The following is an 18,326-nucleotide window of genomic DNA, read 5'->3' on the forward strand; positions in this document are numbered from 1 at the left end:
AGATACTGCATAGTCGCATACATTCCCATGTTAGAAGCCGAGACAGCCTGTACGTCCGGATGAAGATCCTGAAACTCTCAACCTATCGCGACCTCTTCCCGCGCCTACGCATCAGCTTCGTCACCGCATGCTTGATCTGGTTCGGGGTGTTTTGCGGCTATTATTTTTTCAGTCGGGGACTCGACCCAGTGCCTGGGCCGCTGACGGCGAGCCTCGTCAACTGGGACGCCAAGTGGTACCTGGATATCGCGCAGCACGGGTACCAGTATATGCCGGGCTCGCCGGTCGGGCAGAACATCGTGTTTTTCCCGCTGTACTCCCTGATCCTGGCGGCACTGGGGAAGATCCTGCCCCTTTTCCCCCTCGCCGACCTCGGGATCTGGCTAGCGGCAGGAACAGGAGTTCTGTCGATCTTCCTCTTTTATCGCTTTGCCCGCGAGAATCTGGAAGAACCTGCGGCCGCTGCTGCCACCTGGTTCTATGCGCTCTATCCCGGAGCGTTTTTCTTTGCCAGCGATTATCCCACCGGCCTGATGAATACCCTGCTGCTCCTGGCACTGCTTGCCTGGCAAAAGGAAAAGCCTGTTCACAGCGCCTTCTGGCTGGGACTGGGAAGCGCGAGCGGCCCTCTGATGGTGTTCTTTGCCTTTGCCCTGTGGGTGATATTGGCTTGGCAGCGCTGGCTGGATCGATCCTGGCGGAGCCTGGGCGGGTCAATGCTCCTCGGGCTTCTCGCTAGCAGCGGGCTGATCGCCTTCATCGTTTATCAGTATGTGGCTTTTTCCGCCCCGCTCGCCTTCATCCACGGCCATGCTTCGTATTTGGGTGAATTATCACCGCTACAAAAGCTCGCCAACATTGTCTACCTGTACCCCTTCTTGGGTGCCGACTATACCCCCCTTTGGCAAGCCTTGGCGGGGGAGGTGACCGCTCTCAACCCAGCGCGTTCGGTCTACTTTTTGATGAATGCCTGCGTCCTTGCTGTCAACTTGCTTGCGCTGTTCTATTTTGCCTGGCGCCGCGCCTGGGCCTGGGCCTGGATCACGTTGGTGCTGCTTGGCGCCTATTTGTGGTTTCAAGGCGCATCCCAGGGACCGGTTTCCACCTACCGGCTCCTGTATCTGAATTTGCCCGTCTTTCTGCTGGGGGGGCAACTCTGGCAATGGCGTCCCCGCTGGGGATATGCCGTCCTGTCCCTCAGTGCCGCCGCACTCTTTCTGCAGTCCGCTTTTTTCACTTCCGGCCATTGGGCTTTCTGAGCGGCGCAGTTGCCAGCGCTATTCAGCGCCGGGATGCACCTGGAAGCGTCGGAAGTCGGCCAGGCGTTTAGACTCTGCGATCTCGTCGTGCGGCACCAGAATGTACTCCCAAGGCTTGCTGCCCACCTTTGCCGCGTATTCGCTGGCGTGCTGGCACCAGCGCACAGCCGCCGCGGCCTTGGCCTGGACTTCTTCGCTTGTGAGATCGTCGCGCTTCTTGGTTTCGGCCATGAGGATGGTGTCGTCGGTTTCTGCCACAAAATCAGGAAGATACTCCGGCTGCTCGGCGCCAAGCCTGTAAAAGATCGAAAACTGCCGATTTTCGGAACAGCGCTGCTTCGCTAGCAGCCGTCGTTGACAAACCAGTAGGGCAAAACTACCTTATAAAAAAAGGCGATGAAGTCCGCCTGGAACCGTCCCCGTGACTAATGACTTCTACCCAACCCCGCAAAACGGGGCGGTAGTATGTCGTCAACAGGACAGGGGGAGGTGCGGATTGAAAGATATCCTTTTGCAGGTGGCGCAGGTTTTGACGGTTTTGCTGTTGTCACCCCTGCTGCACGGGTTCATCGTCAAGATGGAGGAAAAGGTCCAGCGCGGCCAAGGTCCGTCCATCCTTCAGCCCTACCGCGATCTCTGGAAACTCTTTCACAAGACACAACTGGTGCCGGAAACGGCGACCTGGGTCTTTTTCGCCGCACCCGTGGTGGCTTTTGTGGCGATGATGATCGTGCCCATGCTCATCCCGGTGCTGACCAACTTCCCCTTGCCTCTCTCTGACATGGGAGACATCCTGGGCGGCGGCCTGATCCTGACCCTGGGGAGCTTTTTCATCTTGCTGGCCGGGCTCGACACCGGGCAACCCTTTGGCGGCCTGGGATCGAGCCGGGCGGTGATGCTCGGCATCCTGGCGGAGCCGACGCTGATCCTAGTCTTTGTCGGCATCACCTTTCTCGACCATTCCATGCTGCCCTTCGTGGCCAACCACCTCCTGGCGCAAAACCCGGTGGCCTATTGGAGCCCGGCACATATCTTTCTGATTTTTGCCTTCCTCATTCTCCTCACCGTGGAAACCGATCGCCTACCGATCCATTCCACCATTCCCTACGAAATCTACATGATTGATGAGGCACGGATTCTGGAATATTCGGGGCCCCTGTTGGCCTTGCTGAAGTGGGCGAGTTGGATGAAGCAGTTCATCCTCTACACCATTTTTCTCAATGTCTTTCTCTTCCCATGGGGTTTGTCGATGAGCGGCGATCTCGGCTCGGTGCTGCTCGCACTGCTGATCATCTTGGCGAAATATGGCGCCGTGGGGCTGTTCATGGTGATGGTGGACACGGTGCAGTCGCGCCTGCGTTTCTATCGTTACCAGGAGCCGCTGGCCCTTTCCTTCCTCTTTGCCGTGCTCGCCATCGTGGCGGATCAACTCTAGGAGCCAGCCATGCTCATATTCCACCTCGGTCCTCTGGCGAGTTCTCTCTTCAGCCTGCTGGCGATTCTCGCCTTGGTGCTGTCTTTCGTGATGCTCGGCTCGCACTGGCTGAAAAACCACGTCTACGCATTTTCTGCGGAATCCTGGGTGATCGCGGCGATTTCCGCCTCCATCGGCTACTACGGGCACTACCCGGAGCTCTACCTGATCGCCGCCCTTTCGGCGCTTTTTCGCGGCACCCTCCTGCCCTATCTGGTGCTGCGCCTGGTGAAGCGCCTGAACATCAATCGCGAATTCACGCCTCTGCTCAAGCCCTCGTCGAGTATGCTGCTAGGGGCGGCCCTGGTGATTTTTTCCTACGAAGTGGCGCGGCGCCTGGGCATTGCCCTGAATCTCGCCGACAACATCGCCGTTCTCGCCCTGACCTGCATGTTCAGTCTCAAGCTCATCGGTTTTTTGATGATGATCCTGCGCTCCGAAGCCATCAGCCACATCCTGGGCCTTTTGGTCATCGAGAACGGGATCTTTCTCGGCTCGCAGATTATCGTTCCCGGGATGCCGGCCTTGCTCGAGTTGGTGATCATCTTCGATCTGGTCACCATCGTCATGGCCTTTGGCATGCTGGTGCGCTACCTGCAAAGCCATGCTGGGACCACCAGCAGCCGCGGCCTGCAAAAGTTGGTGGGGTGAAGGATGGCGAATTTCGACGCTCTGATCGCCACCCTCTGGATCGTGCCCGGCGTGGCCATTGTCGCCATCCTGGCGATCCGGCGTCCGCGCTGGGCAGAGTTTCTCAATCTACTCAGTGCCATCGCCGTTTTTGCCCTGACCCTTGCCATCCTGGTACTTGCCCCAAACCGGGCCTGGGTGGGCGGGGCGCAGTATCTTCTGCTCACCCCCCTGGGCGCCTGGGTGCTCTTCTGCGTTGGCGTCGTGTATCTCCTGGCCTCGATCTATGCCATCGGCTACATGCGTTTACTTCCCGAAGAAGAGCCGCGCCTGCACACATTTTATGCGCTGCAGGCGGGCTTTGCCCTTACCATGCTCATCGCACCCGTGATGAACAACCCCGGCATTTTCTGGATCGCCATCGATTTCACCACCATCGTCAGCGCCTTCCTGGTCGGTTTCGAGCGCGAGGCGGAATGCATCGAGGCCGCCTGGAAATACCTCATCGTGGTCTCCGCGGGTCTTGCCCTGGCACTGCTGGGCATCATCCTCTTTTACTGGGGCGGCACCTTCAGCCTGGGACCGACCTATGCCCTGACCTGGGCGAATCTGCGCGCCACCGCGCCCAAGGTACCGGAAGTACTGCTGTTCTTTTCCTTTCTGCTGACGCTGGTGGGGTTCGGCACCAAAGTCGGTCTCGCCCCCATGCACACCTGGCTGCCCGATGCCCACAGTGAAGGCCCGGCACCAGCCTCGGCCATGCTTTCCGGCGCCCTGCTCAACATCGCCCTGCTCGGCATCTACCGTTTTCTTTCCATCGTGGATGCCGGCGGCTATGGAGTTTTGGGCCATACCGCCCTCCTCGTGCTCGGCGTAGTCTCCCTACTGGTGGCGGGTCTCTTCATCGTGCGGCAAGATGGCGCCAAGCGCATGCTCGCCTATTCTTCCCTAGAGCACATGGGGGTCTTGGCCATCGGCTTCGGCTTTGGCGGACCGATCGCCTTTGCCGGCGCCATGTATCACATGATCAATCACTCCTTGACCAAATCCCTCATGTTCTTTGGTGCCGGCAACATGATGCGCGCCTACCATACCAAGGCCATGAGTCAAATGCGCCGGGTGCTGCGCTACTATCCCTTCTCTGGCGGGGTCTGGCTTTTGGGCGCCGTGGCTATCACCGGGGCACCGCCCTTTGGTCTTTTCCTGTCGGAAATCACCATCCTGCGCGGCGGCATCGGCAGCGCCAATCCTTGGGCGGTCTGGGTCATGGCCGTCTTGTTGATCCTTATCTTCACCGCCTTCCTCAACCATTTCCGGCGCATGATCTGGGGGCCGGAGCCAGAAGCCGATGCCGAGCCCAAGCTTCGCCTCTCCTTCTGGAATGTCCTGCCTATGCTCTTGGCCTTCGTGCCGATCTTCGTCCTCGGCCTCTGGTGGCCACAGGGCCTGTGGAGCTTCTTCGCCAACGCCTTCCGGGTGGCCCCATGAGCGATACCCTGTTCTCTTCCGTAGCGGAAATCCGCCAGTTGCAACCCGGCGAACTCGAGGCAACGGCACGGGACTGTCTGGCGCAAGGAATGCGCTTTCTCTGCGCCTGGCACGACTGGGAGGACGGGCTTTGTGTACTGCGCTATCTCCTCAGCCGTCCCGACAACCACCAATTTCTGCTGCTCGAGCTGCGCGGACAGCAGCAGATTCCTTCCCTAGCCCGCAGCGTCCCGCTGCTCGGTTGGTATGAGCGGGAAATGCAGGAGCTCGGCGGCCTCGAATTCATCGACCACCCCGAGCCCTATCCCCTGTTCATCCACGAGGGCTACCAAGTTGCTGTCCCGCCCCTCGGCCCCACGGAGGACAGTGGTCGTCTCCATGGCAGCTATGCGCCCCCCATCATGCCAGAGCTGCGCAACGATCAGGTGCAAGACCTCTATTGGGGGCCGGTGCGCGCCGACTTCGTCGAAACTGGGGAGTTTCATTTCTCCTATATCGGCGAGGCCATCCTCCATTATCACCCGCGACTGTTTTACAAGCATCGCGGTTTGGAGAAGCGCTTTTCTGGCCTGCGGCCGGAACAGGGGGTCTTTTTTGCCGAGCGTGTTTCCGGGGTAGGAAGCGCCTGTCACGCCCTCGCCTACTGTCAGGCGGTGGAGGCCGCCTGGGGGATCGAGGTACCCCTGCGCGCCCAGTTGCTGCGGGTCATCCTCGCGGAGCTCGAGCGCCTGTACAATCATTTTCACTACTTTGGACTCCTCGCCAAGACCACGACCCTGAAGGTGGCCTCGGCCGAGGGGCTACTCCTCGAAGAGCGGGTCAAGCAGTTGAATGGCCGCTTGACCGGCTCCCGCTTCCTGCGCAGCCTGCTCTGTGTGGGAGGCTTGCGCCGGGATATCGCCGCCGAGCATCTGGCCCACGAACTCGAGCCCCTCATCCACCAGGCCGATGCCTACCTGCAACGGCTGCAGAACACCGCCAGCCATCTCGATCGCCTGATGGGTACCGGCGTGCTGCCGCGGCAGGCCGCCTTCGACCAGGGAGCTACCGGCCCTGTCGCACGCGCCTCCGGCCTCGATCGCGACTTGCGTCGCGATCACCCCTACGCTGCCTACCACAGGCTGCGCTTCAACGTGCCCGTACGGGAAAAAGGCGATGCCATGGCCCGCGCGGAGGTGCGCGCGGAATCCCTGCGCGAGGCCTTCGCCCTGCTCGTCCAGGCGAGTGGACGCCTCAAGTCCGGCCCAGTATGCGCCAAATGCACCGCGCTTGCTGGGGAACGAGCAGGTCTCGGCTGGGCCGAGAGCCCGCGCGGGTCGTTGCTCTATGCCGTGCGGATTCGAGATGGAAAATTGCAACGGGTGAAGATCAAGTCGCCTTCTTTCTCCAATTGGCGGGTCTTTCCCTTGACGGTGCACGACACCAACATGATGGACTATGCCATCAATGAAGCCAGCTTTGGCTTGACCATTGCCGGTTGCGATCGCTAGGAGGGACGAGATGCCATTCTGGACCTGGGCAGGAATCAAGGCGGGACGCGCCAGCACCCAATGGCCGCTGCGCGGCCCCGATGGACAGGAAGGGGTGCTGGGTATGCCCAGTTGGCATCCCGAAGCCTGTCAAAGCGACTGCCAGCGCTGCGTCGAGAGCTGCCCAACCCAGGCCATTCGCTGGCAGGGGGACAACATCACCATCGACTATGGCCGTTGCATCGTTTGCCAGAGCTGTGTCGAAAGCTGCCCGGAGGGCGCCCTACAGCCTTCGGGAGATTGGGCCTTTGCTGTGCGCCGGCGCGAAGACCTACAGTGGCAGGTCGCCATCGAGAGCGAGAACGGCAAGGCAGTGCAGCAGAAAGTGGCGCAAAGCCTGCGGCGGAGCCTGCACATCAAGCATGTCGACGCCGGCTCCTGCAATGGCTGCGAGTCCGAAATTGCGGCCCTCGACAATCCCTTCTACAACCTGCATCGCCTGGGCATTTTCTTCACCCCTTCGCCACGCTTCGCCGATTTGCTGCTGGTCACGGGGCCGGTCACCGTCCCCATGCGCGAGCCCCTGCTCGCCACCTGGGAGGCGATGCCCGAACCGCGGATGGTCTTGGCGCTGGGCACCTGTGCCGTCTCCGGGGCGCCCATGGATGCCGGCTACGCCGGCGGTCACGGCCTGGAGGGAGTCCTGCCGGTGGACGTCTGGCTGCCCGGCTGCCCACCCAATCCCGCCGCCCTGATCCATGCCTTGCTCCTCCTCCTCGAGCGGCAGGCGCAGCGGGTGGAAGGAGGCCGGTATGTTGGCTAGTTTTGCCGTCGCCGTACTGCTGTTCTTGCTGACCATTCCCCTCGGCATCCTGCGCCTGCACCTTGCTGCCCGCCTGAGCCTGATTGCAGGCAGCGCGGCCGTCCTTTTGGGCAGCGCCCTGGCACTGCCGGAAAGCGGCGCCAGCGCCATGCTCTGGTCCCTGAGTGCCGATCAGGTATCCTGGAGTCTGCAACCTGCCGCCGCTTGGTTGTTATTCTGGGGAGTATTGGCCGCCCTCGCCGCCTTCCTTTCGCCTTGCCGGGCGCGTCGTCCCGGCCTCTGGTACGCCGGTGCCGCCGTCGCCCTACTTGGGAGTCTGGGGGTGGCGGGTCTGCAGGAGGGCATCGCCTTCCTCATCGCCTGGGAATTCCTGAGCTTTGGCGGCGCCATCCTCCTCCTTGCCGACGGCGCTGCCCCGGCAGAGCGTTCCGGTCAGTCCAACCTGTACATGCTTGCTCTGCTCGAGATCGGCGCCGTGGCCTTGCTGCTCTGCGTGTTATTACTGGGGGCAGGGAATACCCAGTTTTCCGCCTGGTCCCAAAGCTGGGCACAGTACGGGGCTGACGCCTTTGGCATTGCCGCGCTGTTTCTCATCGGTTTTGGCGCCAAGCTGGGCGTGCTGCCTTTCTATGAATGGTACCCTGGCGCCTATGGCAGCGGCACGGGTGCCTCGGGCGCGCTGCTCTCGGGCGTCGTTCTCAATGTCGCCTATTTCGCCCTCGGGCGCAGTATCCTCGATTGGTTGCCCGTCTCCACCGCCACCAGCACCGGCATCCTCCTCGTCGCCGTCGGTACAGTCTCCTCCATTCTCGCCATTCTCTATGCCTTCCAACAGAACGACTGGCGCCGCCTACTCTCCTTTTCGACGGCAGAGAATGCCAATTTGGCGGTGGTGGCCCTGGGCGCCGCATCCCTCTTTCGTGCCGAAGACTTTAGCGCCCTTTCCACCCTCGCCTGGACCGTCGGCCTGATCCATTTGGGTGGTCACAGCCTCGCCAAGGGCAGTATGATGCTGTCGGCCGATCGTTCCGCTGATGTCCAGGGCGACTACCGTATTGCCCAGAGTCGCATCCTCGCCCTCGCCCCCTGGACCCTGGGCCTGGGTGCCGCCCTCGGCGCCATGAGTCTGGCCGCCATGCCGCCGAGCGCGGGCTTCGCCGGCGAATGGTATCTCTTCCAGACCGTGTTTCAGGACTTCCATCTGCACAACACCGCCGCCCGTCTGGCTTTGGCCCTCGGCGGGGCAGGTCTGGCGCTCACTGCGGCCATTGCCTTGGCGACCATGATCAAGGTCTTCGGCATCGGCTTGCTAGGTGGAATGAGTGAAGAAGACCGGCGGCGGCCTCGTGGCAACTGGCTGGTCCTCGTGCTCGGCCTGCTCGTCCTGCTCTATGCCGCAGCCCTACCCTGGACTCTGCATTTGCTGGGCTTTGCCAACTGGCCAGCCGACCCCACTGCCGTGCAGGCCATGACTCGCGGGGCATTTCTCATCCCTTTGCGCTTCCATTTTGCCTTCATTTCACCGCCGCTGCTGCTCTTGGTGGGCCTACTGTTTTCCCTGCTGCCCCTCGGCCTCCTTGCCTGGAGTCATCGGCGCCAGGGGCGCCGTCGGGTGCCGGTCTGGGCCCACGGGCTGCGGCAGATTCCCGCCGAAAATGCCATCACCGCCCTGGCTTTTTCCAATGCCCTGCGGGTGTTCTACAGTTTTGTCTACCGACCGCAAAATCGCGTACAACGCTCCTATCGGGAGCGGGAATATTTCATCCGCGAGCTACGCTTCAACTACAGTGAAGCCCCGTTCTTTGGTCCTTGGCTCTTTCGTCCCAGCGTGCGCTTGGTAGAAGCCCTGGCTGATCGCTTCGGTCTTGCCCTGCAAAATGGCTCCCTGAACGCCTATCTGGCGTACATCGGGATATTGTTGCTGGTCATTTTCGCGAGTGTTTTTTATGTTTGACGACAAGGAGAAAAAATAGATGTTCGCCACTTTCGGCTTCATAGCGATCTTTGCCGTGCTCGGCGCCTGGGCCCGCTATGGCCAGTCTCTTTTGGTGCAAACGGTGTTCGGACGGAATTTTCCTTGGGCAACCTTGAGCATCAACGTGCTTGGTTGCTTCCTCATGGGTTTTCTCTTTTTCGAGACCCTGGAGCGTATTTCTCTGGCGCCGGAACTGCGTACGGGAATCCTCACCGGCGGGCTCGGCGCCTATACCACCTTCTCTACTTTCTCTTTGGAAACCTTGGTCCTCTTCGAAAATGGAGAACCTGCCAGGGCACTCTTGTATATGTTTTCTTCCCTGTTTCTTTGTGTGGCGGCGGCCTTTGCCGGCGCCTGGATCTCGCGCAGCATTTGAGAGGTGACGCATGACGACAGTCTCGGTGGTACGGGTTTATCTCAAGGAAGGCGACAAACACGATGGCCATAATCTCATGGAAGAAATCTTCCGCATGCTGCACGATCAGTACAAGGTGCATGGCGTGACGGCCTTCCGCGGCATTGCCGGTTTTGGTAGCAAGGGCACCGTCCACGCCGACGACATCCTGCGCCTCAACGTGCATTTGCCCCTGGTGCTGGAATTCTTCGACGAGCCCGAAACCGTGGATGCCGTCCTGCCGCATCTGCAAGAGCTGGTACCGGCCAATCACATCCTGCGCTGGGAAGCGGAGTGCGGCTGCCCGTGAATCATCACTACTGTCCCCTCTGCTTTGCCGAGATCCCTATCGGCAGCCAAGTCTGCCCGGCCTGCCACCGCGACATCGAAGCCTGGGAGCGGCAAACACCCTACTTCGATCGCCTGCTCTGGGCGCTGCGCAATCCGCACCCGGAAGTGCGGATGGGCGCGATCCTCAGCCTGCAGAACCAAGGGCGCGGCGAGGCCGCCATCCCGCTGGCAGAATGCGCCCTGCAGTCAGATGTCGATGTCGTGCAGGGGCTGGCCGTGCTGCAGGCGTTGCGCCGCCTGCCCGACGGTGCAGACAAAGTCGAGGCCCTGGAAATGCTGAGCAAACATCCCGCCCACAGCATTCGGGAAGAGGCCAAACTTGCCCTGCGCAAGATACACGAGCCACGGCAGGCTCCAGCCGCCGATGCGGAGCAGACCATATCCTATACTAAATGAGCGCGCTGGCGATGCGCGTCGCCCGTTTTGTCGTTCCTGAGACTTGTCCAAGGAGAAGCGAGTGGATTTACGTAACAACTTCCTCGACCACGTCAAAAAAGGTCTGCATGGCCAACCGTTGCCTTTACGCGTCATATTTTGGGATGGTCACGAATACACCTTTGATGAGCACGTACTCGTCAGCATGCACCTCAAATCTCCAAAAATCATTACCAATCTACTCATGGGCAGCACCCTGGATGTCCTTGGAGAAGCGTATGTGCAAGGGGAGATGGATCTCGAAGGTCGCTATCAGGATATCCTCTCGGTAGCTGAGGGATTGAATAAGGCCTTCTCCAAGAAAGGAAAATCGAAAACCGGATTCATTCGCAAGGCCCTGCACAGTAAGGCCAAAGACCAAGAAGCGATCCACTACCATTACGATGTCTCCAATGACTTTTACCAGCTTTGGCTCGACCGCAACATGGTCTACTCCTGCGGCTACTTTAAAACTGGCGAAGAAGACATCGACACCGCCCAGGAGCAGAAGCTCGACCACATCTGTCGCAAGCTGCATCTACAGCCGGGAGAGAAGCTACTGGACATCGGGTGTGGCTGGGGTGGGCTGCTGAGTTGGGCGGCACGCCATTATGGCATCCAGGGCGTAGGCGTGACCCTCAGTGAAGAGCAATTCGCCTATGCCAAGGAGCGCATGGAGCGCGAGGGCCTCGCCGACCGCGTCGAGATTCGCCTGCAGGACTATCGCGATATCCCCGAACGCGAACACTTCGACAAGGTCACTTCCGTCGGGATGTTCGAGCATGTGGGGCGCGCCAAGCTCCCAGAATATTTCGAGGTCATCCAGCGGGTGCTGAAGGAAGGCGGCTGGGTCATGAATCATGGCATCACCGCCGCCAGCACTGACGACGAAGGCGGGCATCACTCCGGCAGCGACTTCATCGACAAATATGTCTTTCCCGATGGCGAAATTCCTCATCTGTGGCGAGTGGTGCGCGACATGGGTAGTGCCCATCTCGAAGTGCTCGATGTAGAAAATCTCCGCCCCCATTACGCGCAAACCCTCATCCATTGGGTGCGACGTCTGGAGGCACACAAGGAAGAAGCCATCGCCATGGTCGGCGAGACCCGCTACCGCATCTGGGCCATTTACATGGCCGGCTGCGCCTATGGCTTCTGGCGCAACTGGTCGGCTCTACATCAGGTGCTTGCGGTCAAGCAAAGTGGCGAGGAACTGACCCCGCGCCCCTGGGAACGGCGCTACCAGTATGTCGACAACGACCCCTTCCGTCTGGCCGAACCGGAGTGGGGGGATCTATGAACTTCGAAACGATCCGCTCCATCACCATGGTCCGGCATGGAGAGACGGAATGGTCGAAAAGCGGTCAGCATACCTCGAGCACGGATATCGATCTCACCGCGGAAGGACGGGAACAGGCGAAGGCCTTGTGGACCCACTTTGCCGAAGGGGAACACCATTTTGACGGGATCTACACCAGCCCGCTGCGACGGGCGCGGCACACCGCCGTGCTCGCCGGCTTCTCGCCAGAGGCGCACGAGGCTCTGCATGAGTGGCGCTATGGGCGCTACGAGGGCAAAACCACCCCGGAAATCCACCAGGAAAACCCGGATTGGACGATCTTCCGCTGTGGCGCACCCGAGGGCGAGAGCGGCGAACAGGTGCAGAAGCGTTGCCAGCAGTTGCTCCAGGACTGGGCGGATGCCGGACACGAGCACGTGCTGTGCTTTGCCCACGGCCACATTCTCCGTGCCCTCGCCTGTTGCTGGCTGGGGCTCGGTCTGGAATTTGGCGATCATTTACATCTGGATGCCGCCAGCATCTCTCGTCTTGGCTGGGAACACATCAGCCCCGCCATCGTCCTGTGGAACCAACGACTGCTCTGAGGCGGCGTCGATCCGCGCACACATTCCCGGCCGCTCCGTACTACACTTGTACTGTGCCAGACAAAAAGGAGGCGTTGCCCATGAAATTGGTAGAATCTCCCTCCGATACCCTGCGTATCGAGTTTGCCAAGAAAGACCTAAACAAGATCGTCGAACCGATCATCAAAAATGCCGAGCAGTTTTCCGCCGTCCCGCTGGATATGGTCTACCTGCTCGCTGAGCAGGACTACCGCATCGACGACCATTTCCAGCAACCGAAAGGCGTGTTTGATTGAGGAGGTCCATATGAAGATCATTCGTGAAGATGCAGACAGCACGACTCTGGAACTGAGTATGGAAGAAGCGCAGGAAATTGCGGCACAACTGGACAAAAATGCGACAATCGTTGGTGCCGCCGGTGCGGAGTTGCGGAAATTGTTGCCCGATCCCGTGCCAGGCAGTGGTGAAGCGCCCCGTTATGAATATGAGGGTCCAGAAGACTTGCGGTAAGGGTTGGAGGCTTACCGGATACCAAGCAGATATAGGGAGTAACTATGGGAGCCAAAACCTGGATTCTCGTCGCCAACGCCAGCACCGCCAAACTCTACCAGCGGCATACTTCGTTGCAGACACCGGAATATCTACGCGGCTGGAGCCACGAAGACAGTCGCAAACATGCCGAAGAGCTGATCGCCGATAGCGCTGCAGGGCGCAGCCAACAAAGTTTTGGCCACGGAGCACGCCCGGCCATCGATCCTAAAGGCAGCCCCAAGGAAAATGAAAAACGCGATTTTGCAGCCGAGCTTGGCAGCTACCTGAACGAAGAGCGCAAGCAGGGCGGGTTCGAGGCGCTGATTCTGGTTGCCTCCCCGGAATTTCTCGGCCTGCTGCGCGAGACGCTGGATGGCCCCAGCCAGGCATCCCTGACACTCAGCGTCGCCAAAGATTACACCCATGCTAGCGCCGAGGAGCTGCAAGAGTATTTGAACGACTATCAGGAAAAATCCTAGTAACGACGATACGGGCCACGCCGCTTTACGCAGAAGCGGAATTGAAGTTCCTACTGAGGGCAAACGCGGACACGCCAATGTCTCTTAACGTTGCGCAAGCAAAAATGCCGGCGCCACCATCGCCGCTGCCTGCAGGTCCGCGTGGTAATACTGCAGACCCTGCATCTGTTCGGCATCCTTGCGGCGAAAGGCGTCGCGCTCGATCCCTTTGCGCGCCAGGGTGGCACTCCACCAACCGGAGGGATACGCAAACTGCGGGAAGAACAGGGTATCGACCGAATCAAAGCCTGCTCCCTGCATCCGCCGCTGGCACTGGCGAATGAGATCGGCGTGGAGCAGCGGCGACTCGGACTGGGCAACGAGTACACCCTGCTCGCCCAGAGCACGGAAGCACGCTGCATAGAACTCCTCGCCAAAGAGCCCAGCCGCCGGTCCTACTGGGTCGGTGGAATCGACGATGATCACGTCATAGCTGCCCGGTTTGGCGTTCCCTGCCCAGGCGATGCCGTCTTGAAAGTGAAAACGGGCACGCGGATCGTCGTTGCGCTCACAGAGCAGCGGAAAAAAGCGCTCCGCCACCCGCGTGACGCGTTCATCAAGTTCCACTTGCACGGCCATCTCCACCTCGGGATGCCGCAGAACCTCGCGTAGCGTGCCGCAATCCCCACCACCAATGATCAGCACCCGCTTTGGATCAGGATGGGTGAACAAGGCCGGATGGGTCATCATCTCGTGATAGAGAAAATTGTCGCGATCCGTGAGCATGACCAGACCATCCAGGGTCATCAGCGTACCAAAATGCTCCGTCTCGAAAATCTCGATGGTCTGATAGGGGCTCTGCTCGCGATGCAAGACTTCGCGCACCTTCAGGCTCAGGGCCGCGCCATGCTCTTCATACCGTTCGGTGTACCAGAGTTCGGTGCTCATGAATCTTCCTTGACTGGGGATGGGCCACCGAAGTATAGCCAAAGCCGTGACCGACACTCCAGCGGGACCGCCGTCAATCGTCGATACCCCACGCCTCTTGGCGTTCGCGAATCCACTCGGCCAGTTCCTTGGCCGGATGAAAGATGGGCAACAAGCGATGCGCTTCCTCGGCTGCCTGTCGCGCACGTCGCAACTGGCCGTGATGCAGGTAGTAGCGTGCCAGATTCATATAGGCCAGATGCTGGCGGTCGAAGTGCTTGCTGCGCAGCGCCTTGCGGATGGGAAACAAGGCCTCTTCCACCCGACCGCTTTCCATAAGGTATTCCCCCAGATCATTCCAGGCGATCCCCCATTCCGGGTCGAGACCGATAGCCTTACGACAGGCGGCGATGGCCCCATGAACATCACCGGATTCCGCCAGCGCCCACGCATAGAAGGTCCAGAACAAGGGGGAATCGGACTGGCTATCGAGAGCCTTGCGAAAGGATTTGACCGCTTCCGGAAAATGTCCGGTCTGTTGCCAGTCAAGGCCTCGGCGAAGTCCGGGTTGCGTTCGGCTTCGTCCTGAATGAGGTCATCCAGCGAAAAAGGTACTTCCTGCGAGCTTTTCATAGTTCCTCCAACGGCCAGCGCGCACGCGCCTTTAGCGGGTACAGGGCCGCCTTGGCCTTTTCCAGATGGATTGAACCGGCCAGGGCGATCATCGCCGCATTGTCGGTACTGTGGCGGATGCTCGGGAAATGGACCTGCGCCAGCGGGGCAAGCGCGGCCTGCAGACTGGTCCGGAGCAGACGATTGGCACTGACGCCACCGGCTACGATGAGCTGTCCAAAGCCAGTTTGGCGCAATGCGCGCCGGGTCTTTTCGACCAGGGTGTCGACGATGGCCTGCTGAAAGCTGGCGGCAAGATCGGCGCGGCCCTGACGATCCTCAACGGCGAGGCGCTCCGCCTGCAAACGGAATGCCGTCTTGAGTCCGCTGAAACTGAAATCCAGGCCGGGACGGTCGAGCATGGGGCGCGGCAGGGCGAAACGGCTGGCGTCCCCGCGCTCCGCCAGAGCCGCCAAGGCCGGCCCGCCCGGATAGGGCAAGCCCAGAATCTTCGCTGCCTTGTCGAAGGCTTCACCGGCGGCATCGTCCAGGGTATCGCCAAGCAACTCGTACTGCCCGAGGGCGCGCATGGCAATGAGTTGACTATGCCCGCCAGAGACCAGCAGCGCGACAGCAGGCAGGGGAAGCTCCCCCTCCAACAAGGGCGCGAGGAGATGACCCTCGAGATGATGCACCGGAAGCAACGGCACCTGCCAGGCATAGGCAAGGGCGCGTGCAAAACTTACTCCTACCAGCAAGGCACCAATCAGGCCCGGTCCGCTAGTGACCGCCACCGCATCCGCCCGGGCTAGACCGCTGCGCTTCTGCAGTTCACGCCACAGCAAAGGAAGCCTACGTACATGGTCCCGTGCCGCCAATTCTGGAACCACACCGCCAAAAGGGGCATGAATCTCCGTCTGACTGAAAAGCACCTCGCCACGCAAGCCCACACCTTTTTCATAGAGAGCGAGGCCGGTCTCATCACAGGAACTTTCCACCCCCAAAACCAATTCAGCCATGCGCCCTCCCCTCGGCGGCCCGCGCGCGCAAGGTCTGCAGTTCCCACTCCGAGAAACCGGCTGCCAAGCGGGCCGCCACGGCAAAATCCCCTCCGGGTTGACCACGGTAGTAGCGATCGAGGAGGAGAAAAAACTGCGCCTCGGCATCCAGTCCGCGCGCGGCGCAAAGCCAGCGAAACCAGTGCGAACCCGCGGCCACATGCCCGACTTCCTCGCGCTCGATGACGGCCAGGACGGCGTCGGCTTGGGTATCGCCTACGGCCTGCAGGCGGGCGCGGATACCGGGCGTGGCATCGAGCCCCCGCGCCTCCAAGACCCGCGGTACCAGAGCCATGCGTTTGAGGGGGTCATCGGCGGTTTCGCAAGCCATTTCCCACAGCCCGTTATGCGCCGGGAGATCGCCGTAGTCGCCGCCCATTTCCTGCAGCAAGGCGCGCAGAGCCGCAAAATGCGCAGCCTCTTCCTTAGCCACCTGCAACCAGTCGGCGTAGTACGCCTCCGGCAGTCCGGCAAAAGCGCAGACGGCGTCGAGGGCGAGGTTGATGGCATTGAATTCGATGTGCGCGAGGGCATGCAGCAAGGCAAAGCGCCCCTCGCGCGAAGCCAGATTACGGCGTCGCGGCACTTCTCGCGGCGCCACTAAGCGCAAACGTGCCGGCCGGCCAGGTAGCGCTGGCGTTGGGCTCGCAACCCAGCCCTCGGTAGCAACCGCGGCGGGCAACGCCTGCACCGCGGCCAATTTGGCCTCGAGTTCGCTCTCCAGAAGGGCTGCGCGTATCTGTTCTTGCTCTACCTGCATGGGATCATTATGGGCATCTTTCTGCCCCAGACCAAGAAAAAATCCCCGCTTCCGAGGAAACGGGGACTCTGATCAAAAACAACCCCAGCGGTTATTGCTGGGGTGTTTGGGTATAGGAGTCTGGCGGTGACCGACTTTCGCGGGGGAGGCCCCCCACTATCATAGGCGCTGCAGCGTTTCACGGTCCTGTTCGGGATGGGAAGGGGTGGTTCCACTGCGCTATGGCCGCCAGACAAAGGAAACTTTGCCTTGTGGGCGGGAAGAAGGGAAGGGAAGGTATTGGGGTGATATATGGTCAAGCCACACGGGCGATTAGTACAGGTTAGCTGAACACATTGCTGTGCGTACACACCCTGCCTATCAACGTCGTCGTCTGCGACGGCCCTTCAGGGGGCTTATGCCCCGGGAGATCTCATCTTGGGGTGGGCTTCCCGCTTAGATGCTTTCAGCGGTTATCCCGTCCGTACATAGCTACCCGGCAATGCCCTTGGCAGAACAACCGGAACACCAGAGGTACGTCCACTCCGGTCCTCTCGTACTAGGAGCAGCTCCCCGCAAATCTCCAACGCCCATGGCAGATAGGGACCGAACTGTCTCACGACGTTCTGAACCCAGCTCGCGTACCGCTTTAAATGGCGAACAGCCATACCCTTGGGACCGGCTACAGCCCCAGGATGCGATGAGCCGACATCGAGGTGCCAAACTCCCCCGTCGATGTGAACTCTTGGGGGGAATCAGCCTGTTATCCCCGGCGTACCTTTTATCCGTTGAGCGATGGCCCTTCCATACAGAACCACCGGATCACTAAGACCTGCTTTCGCACCTGCTCGACTTGTCTGTCTCGCAGTCAAGCACCCTTGTGCCTTTGCACTCACTGCGCGATTTCCGACCGCGCTGAGGGTACCTTCGTACTCCTCCGTTACTCTTTGGGAGGAGACCGCCCCAGTCAAACTACCCACCAAACACTGTCCCTGATCCGGATCACGGATCGAGGTTAGAATCCCAAGATCACCAGGGTGGTATTTCAAGGTCGGCTCCACGCAAACTAGCGTCCGCGCTTCAACGCCTCCCACCTATCCTACACAAGTCATCTCAAAATCCCATGCTAAGCTGTAGTAAAGGTGCACGGGGTCTTTCCGTCTTGCCACGGGAACGCTGTATCTTCACAGCGATTTCAACTTCGCTGAGTCTCGGGTGGAGACAGTGTGGCCATCATTACGCCATTCGTGCAGGTCGGAACTTACCCGACAAGGAATTTCGCTACCTTAGGACCGTTATAGTTACGGCCGCCGTTTACCGGGGCTTCGATCAAGAGCTTGCACCCCCTCACTTAACCTTCCGGCACCGGGCAGGCGTCAGACCCTATACGTCGACTTTCGTCTTTGCAGAGCCCTGTGTTTTTGTTAAACAGTTGCAGCCACCGATTCTCTGCGACCCTCTCGGCCTTCGTCCGCAAGGGACTACAACCTACCAGGGCACACCTTCTTCCGAAGTTACGGTGTCAATTTGCCGAGTTCCTTCACCCGAGGTCTCTCAAGCGCCTGGGAATATTCTTCCTGCCCACCTGTGTCGGTTTGGGGTACGGTCATGATTCGACTGAAGCTTAGAGACTTTTCCTGGAAGCGTAGGTTCACGTACTTCTCTTCCGTAGAAGATCGGCATCACGCCTTGGGATTGCCTCCCCGGATTTGCCTAAGGAGACTCCCTACACGCTTACACCGGGACATCCAACACCCGGATACGCTACCTTTCTCCGTCCTCCCATCGCATCGAACCACAGTATCGGAATATTAACCGATTTCCCATCAGCTACGCCTCTCGGCCTCGCCTTAGGGGCCGA

At 60.1% G+C, this 18,326-nt stretch carries 20 protein-coding genes, 2 rRNA genes, 1 pseudogene and 1 riboswitch (1 of these 24 cut by a window edge); of the genes and pseudogenes, 15 read left to right on the forward strand and 8 right to left on the reverse strand.

All coding sequences use genetic code 11. The features are described from left to right. Positions 1–59 precede the first annotated feature (59 nt). Positions 60–1,259 (forward strand): hypothetical protein, encoded by a 1,200-nt coding sequence (locus ORD17_RS03375; RefSeq protein WP_308389487.1) that lies wholly within the window; start codon positions 60–62, stop codon positions 1,257–1,259. Between the two features lie 18 nt (positions 1,260–1,277). On the opposite strand, the gene ORD17_RS03380 is transcribed toward ORD17_RS03375, so the two are convergent. Beyond that, positions 1,278–1,517 carry a hypothetical protein gene (locus tag ORD17_RS03380; protein ID WP_308389488.1) on the reverse strand — a complete coding sequence of 80 codons (240 nt, stop codon included), beginning with the start codon at positions 1,515–1,517 and terminating at the stop codon, positions 1,278–1,280. 125 nt (positions 1,518–1,642) lie between these two features. Further along, positions 1,643–1,704, forward strand: a riboswitch (Fluoride riboswitch). A 51-nt stretch (positions 1,705–1,755) separates the two neighbouring features. Between ORD17_RS03380 and ORD17_RS03385 the strand changes: the two genes are divergently transcribed. The 14 genes from ORD17_RS03385 (at position 1,756) to ORD17_RS03450 (ending at position 13,150) form a co-directional block, all read left to right on the forward strand. Beyond that, positions 1,756–2,694 carry an NADH-quinone oxidoreductase subunit H gene (locus ORD17_RS03385; RefSeq protein ID WP_308389489.1) on the forward strand — a complete coding sequence of 313 codons (939 nt, stop codon included), beginning with the start codon at positions 1,756–1,758 and terminating at the stop codon, positions 2,692–2,694. A gap of 9 nt (positions 2,695–2,703) precedes the next feature. Further along, positions 2,704–3,384, forward strand: a complete 681-nt coding sequence (locus ORD17_RS03390) for a hydrogenase (protein ID WP_308389490.1) — start codon at positions 2,704–2,706, stop codon at positions 3,382–3,384. A 3-nt stretch (positions 3,385–3,387) separates the two neighbouring features. After that, a complete protein-coding gene (locus tag ORD17_RS03395; RefSeq protein ID WP_308389491.1) occupies positions 3,388–4,851 on the forward strand; it encodes a proton-conducting transporter membrane subunit in 1,464 nt (487 codons plus the stop codon). After that, the gene (locus ORD17_RS03400) at positions 4,848–6,341 is read left to right on the forward strand and encodes a nickel-dependent hydrogenase large subunit (RefSeq protein ID WP_308389492.1); all 1,494 of its coding nucleotides are present in this window, start codon (positions 4,848–4,850) and stop codon (positions 6,339–6,341) included. The genes ORD17_RS03395 and ORD17_RS03400 overlap by 4 nt, the downstream gene beginning before the upstream one ends. Before the next feature lie 10 nt (positions 6,342–6,351). Beyond that, the gene (locus tag ORD17_RS03405) at positions 6,352–7,143 is read left to right on the forward strand and encodes a 4Fe-4S binding protein (protein ID WP_308389493.1); all 792 of its coding nucleotides are present in this window, start codon (positions 6,352–6,354) and stop codon (positions 7,141–7,143) included. After that, a complete protein-coding gene (locus ORD17_RS03410; protein WP_308389494.1) occupies positions 7,133–9,097 on the forward strand; it encodes a proton-conducting transporter membrane subunit in 1,965 nt (654 codons plus the stop codon). Before ORD17_RS03405 ends, ORD17_RS03410 begins: the two co-directional genes overlap by 11 nt. A 19-nt stretch (positions 9,098–9,116) precedes the next feature. Continuing rightward, positions 9,117–9,494: a fluoride efflux transporter CrcB gene (gene crcB / locus ORD17_RS03415; protein ID WP_308389495.1), complete on the forward strand. Its 378-nt coding sequence runs from the start codon at positions 9,117–9,119 to the stop codon at positions 9,492–9,494. A gap of 10 nt (positions 9,495–9,504) precedes the next feature. Then, entirely contained in the window at positions 9,505–9,822 is a 318-nt protein-coding gene (locus tag ORD17_RS03420; RefSeq protein ID WP_308389496.1) for a DUF190 domain-containing protein, read from the forward strand. Further along, positions 9,807–10,259, forward strand: coding sequence for a HEAT repeat domain-containing protein (locus tag ORD17_RS03425; protein ID WP_308389497.1), 453 nt, complete (start codon positions 9,807–9,809; stop codon positions 10,257–10,259). The genes ORD17_RS03420 and ORD17_RS03425 overlap by 16 nt, the downstream gene beginning before the upstream one ends. Positions 10,260–10,320: 61 nt before the next feature. Then, the gene (locus ORD17_RS03430; RefSeq protein WP_308389498.1) at positions 10,321–11,577 is read left to right on the forward strand and encodes a cyclopropane-fatty-acyl-phospholipid synthase family protein; all 1,257 of its coding nucleotides are present in this window, start codon (positions 10,321–10,323) and stop codon (positions 11,575–11,577) included. Next, a complete protein-coding gene (locus ORD17_RS03435) occupies positions 11,574–12,161 on the forward strand; it encodes a histidine phosphatase family protein (RefSeq protein WP_308389499.1) in 588 nt (195 codons plus the stop codon). Before ORD17_RS03430 ends, ORD17_RS03435 begins: the two co-directional genes overlap by 4 nt. An 80-nt stretch (positions 12,162–12,241) precedes the next feature. Next, positions 12,242–12,436: a hypothetical protein gene (locus tag ORD17_RS03440; RefSeq protein WP_308389500.1), complete on the forward strand. Its 195-nt coding sequence runs from the start codon at positions 12,242–12,244 to the stop codon at positions 12,434–12,436. Between the two features lie 10 nt (positions 12,437–12,446). Then, positions 12,447–12,650, forward strand: coding sequence for a hypothetical protein (locus ORD17_RS03445; RefSeq protein WP_308389501.1), 204 nt, complete (start codon positions 12,447–12,449; stop codon positions 12,648–12,650). Between the two features lie 44 nt (positions 12,651–12,694). Then, a complete protein-coding gene (locus ORD17_RS03450; RefSeq protein ID WP_308389502.1) occupies positions 12,695–13,150 on the forward strand; it encodes a host attachment protein in 456 nt (151 codons plus the stop codon). 84 nt (positions 13,151–13,234) lie between these two features. Here ORD17_RS03450 and speE read toward each other — a convergent pair whose 3' ends face one another. The 7 genes and pseudogenes from speE to ORD17_RS03485 form a co-directional block, all read right to left on the reverse strand. Then, positions 13,235–14,077 (reverse strand): polyamine aminopropyltransferase, encoded by an 843-nt coding sequence (speE, locus tag ORD17_RS03455; RefSeq protein WP_308389503.1) that lies wholly within the window; start codon positions 14,075–14,077, stop codon positions 13,235–13,237. Positions 14,078–14,150: 73 nt separating this feature from the next. Continuing rightward, positions 14,151–14,393, reverse strand: coding sequence for a hypothetical protein (locus ORD17_RS03460; RefSeq protein ID WP_374693400.1), 243 nt, complete (start codon positions 14,391–14,393; stop codon positions 14,151–14,153). A 78-nt stretch (positions 14,394–14,471) separates the two neighbouring features. After that, positions 14,472–14,552: pseudogene (locus ORD17_RS13425) on the reverse strand (hypothetical protein); the annotation flags it as partial. Between the two features lie 133 nt (positions 14,553–14,685). Next, positions 14,686–15,687: a tRNA (adenosine(37)-N6)-threonylcarbamoyltransferase complex transferase subunit TsaD gene (gene tsaD / locus ORD17_RS03470; protein ID WP_308389504.1), complete on the reverse strand. Its 1,002-nt coding sequence runs from the start codon at positions 15,685–15,687 to the stop codon at positions 14,686–14,688. Further along, on the reverse strand, positions 15,680–16,486 hold the full coding sequence (locus tag ORD17_RS03475) for a ferritin-like domain-containing protein (protein ID WP_308389505.1): 807 nt from the start codon (positions 16,484–16,486) through the stop codon (positions 15,680–15,682). The genes tsaD and ORD17_RS03475 overlap by 8 nt, the downstream gene beginning before the upstream one ends. 118 nt (positions 16,487–16,604) lie before the next feature. Next, positions 16,605–16,719: ribosomal RNA gene (gene rrf / locus ORD17_RS03480) — 5S ribosomal RNA — on the reverse strand. A 58-nt stretch (positions 16,720–16,777) separates the two neighbouring features. Then, a 23S ribosomal RNA gene (locus tag ORD17_RS03485) occupies positions 16,778–18,326 on the reverse strand (it continues 1,343 nt past the right edge of the window).

This window comes from Acidithiobacillus sp. AMEEHan (genome assembly GCF_030996345.1).
Classification (GTDB): Bacteria; Pseudomonadota; Gammaproteobacteria; order Acidithiobacillales; family Acidithiobacillaceae; genus Igneacidithiobacillus.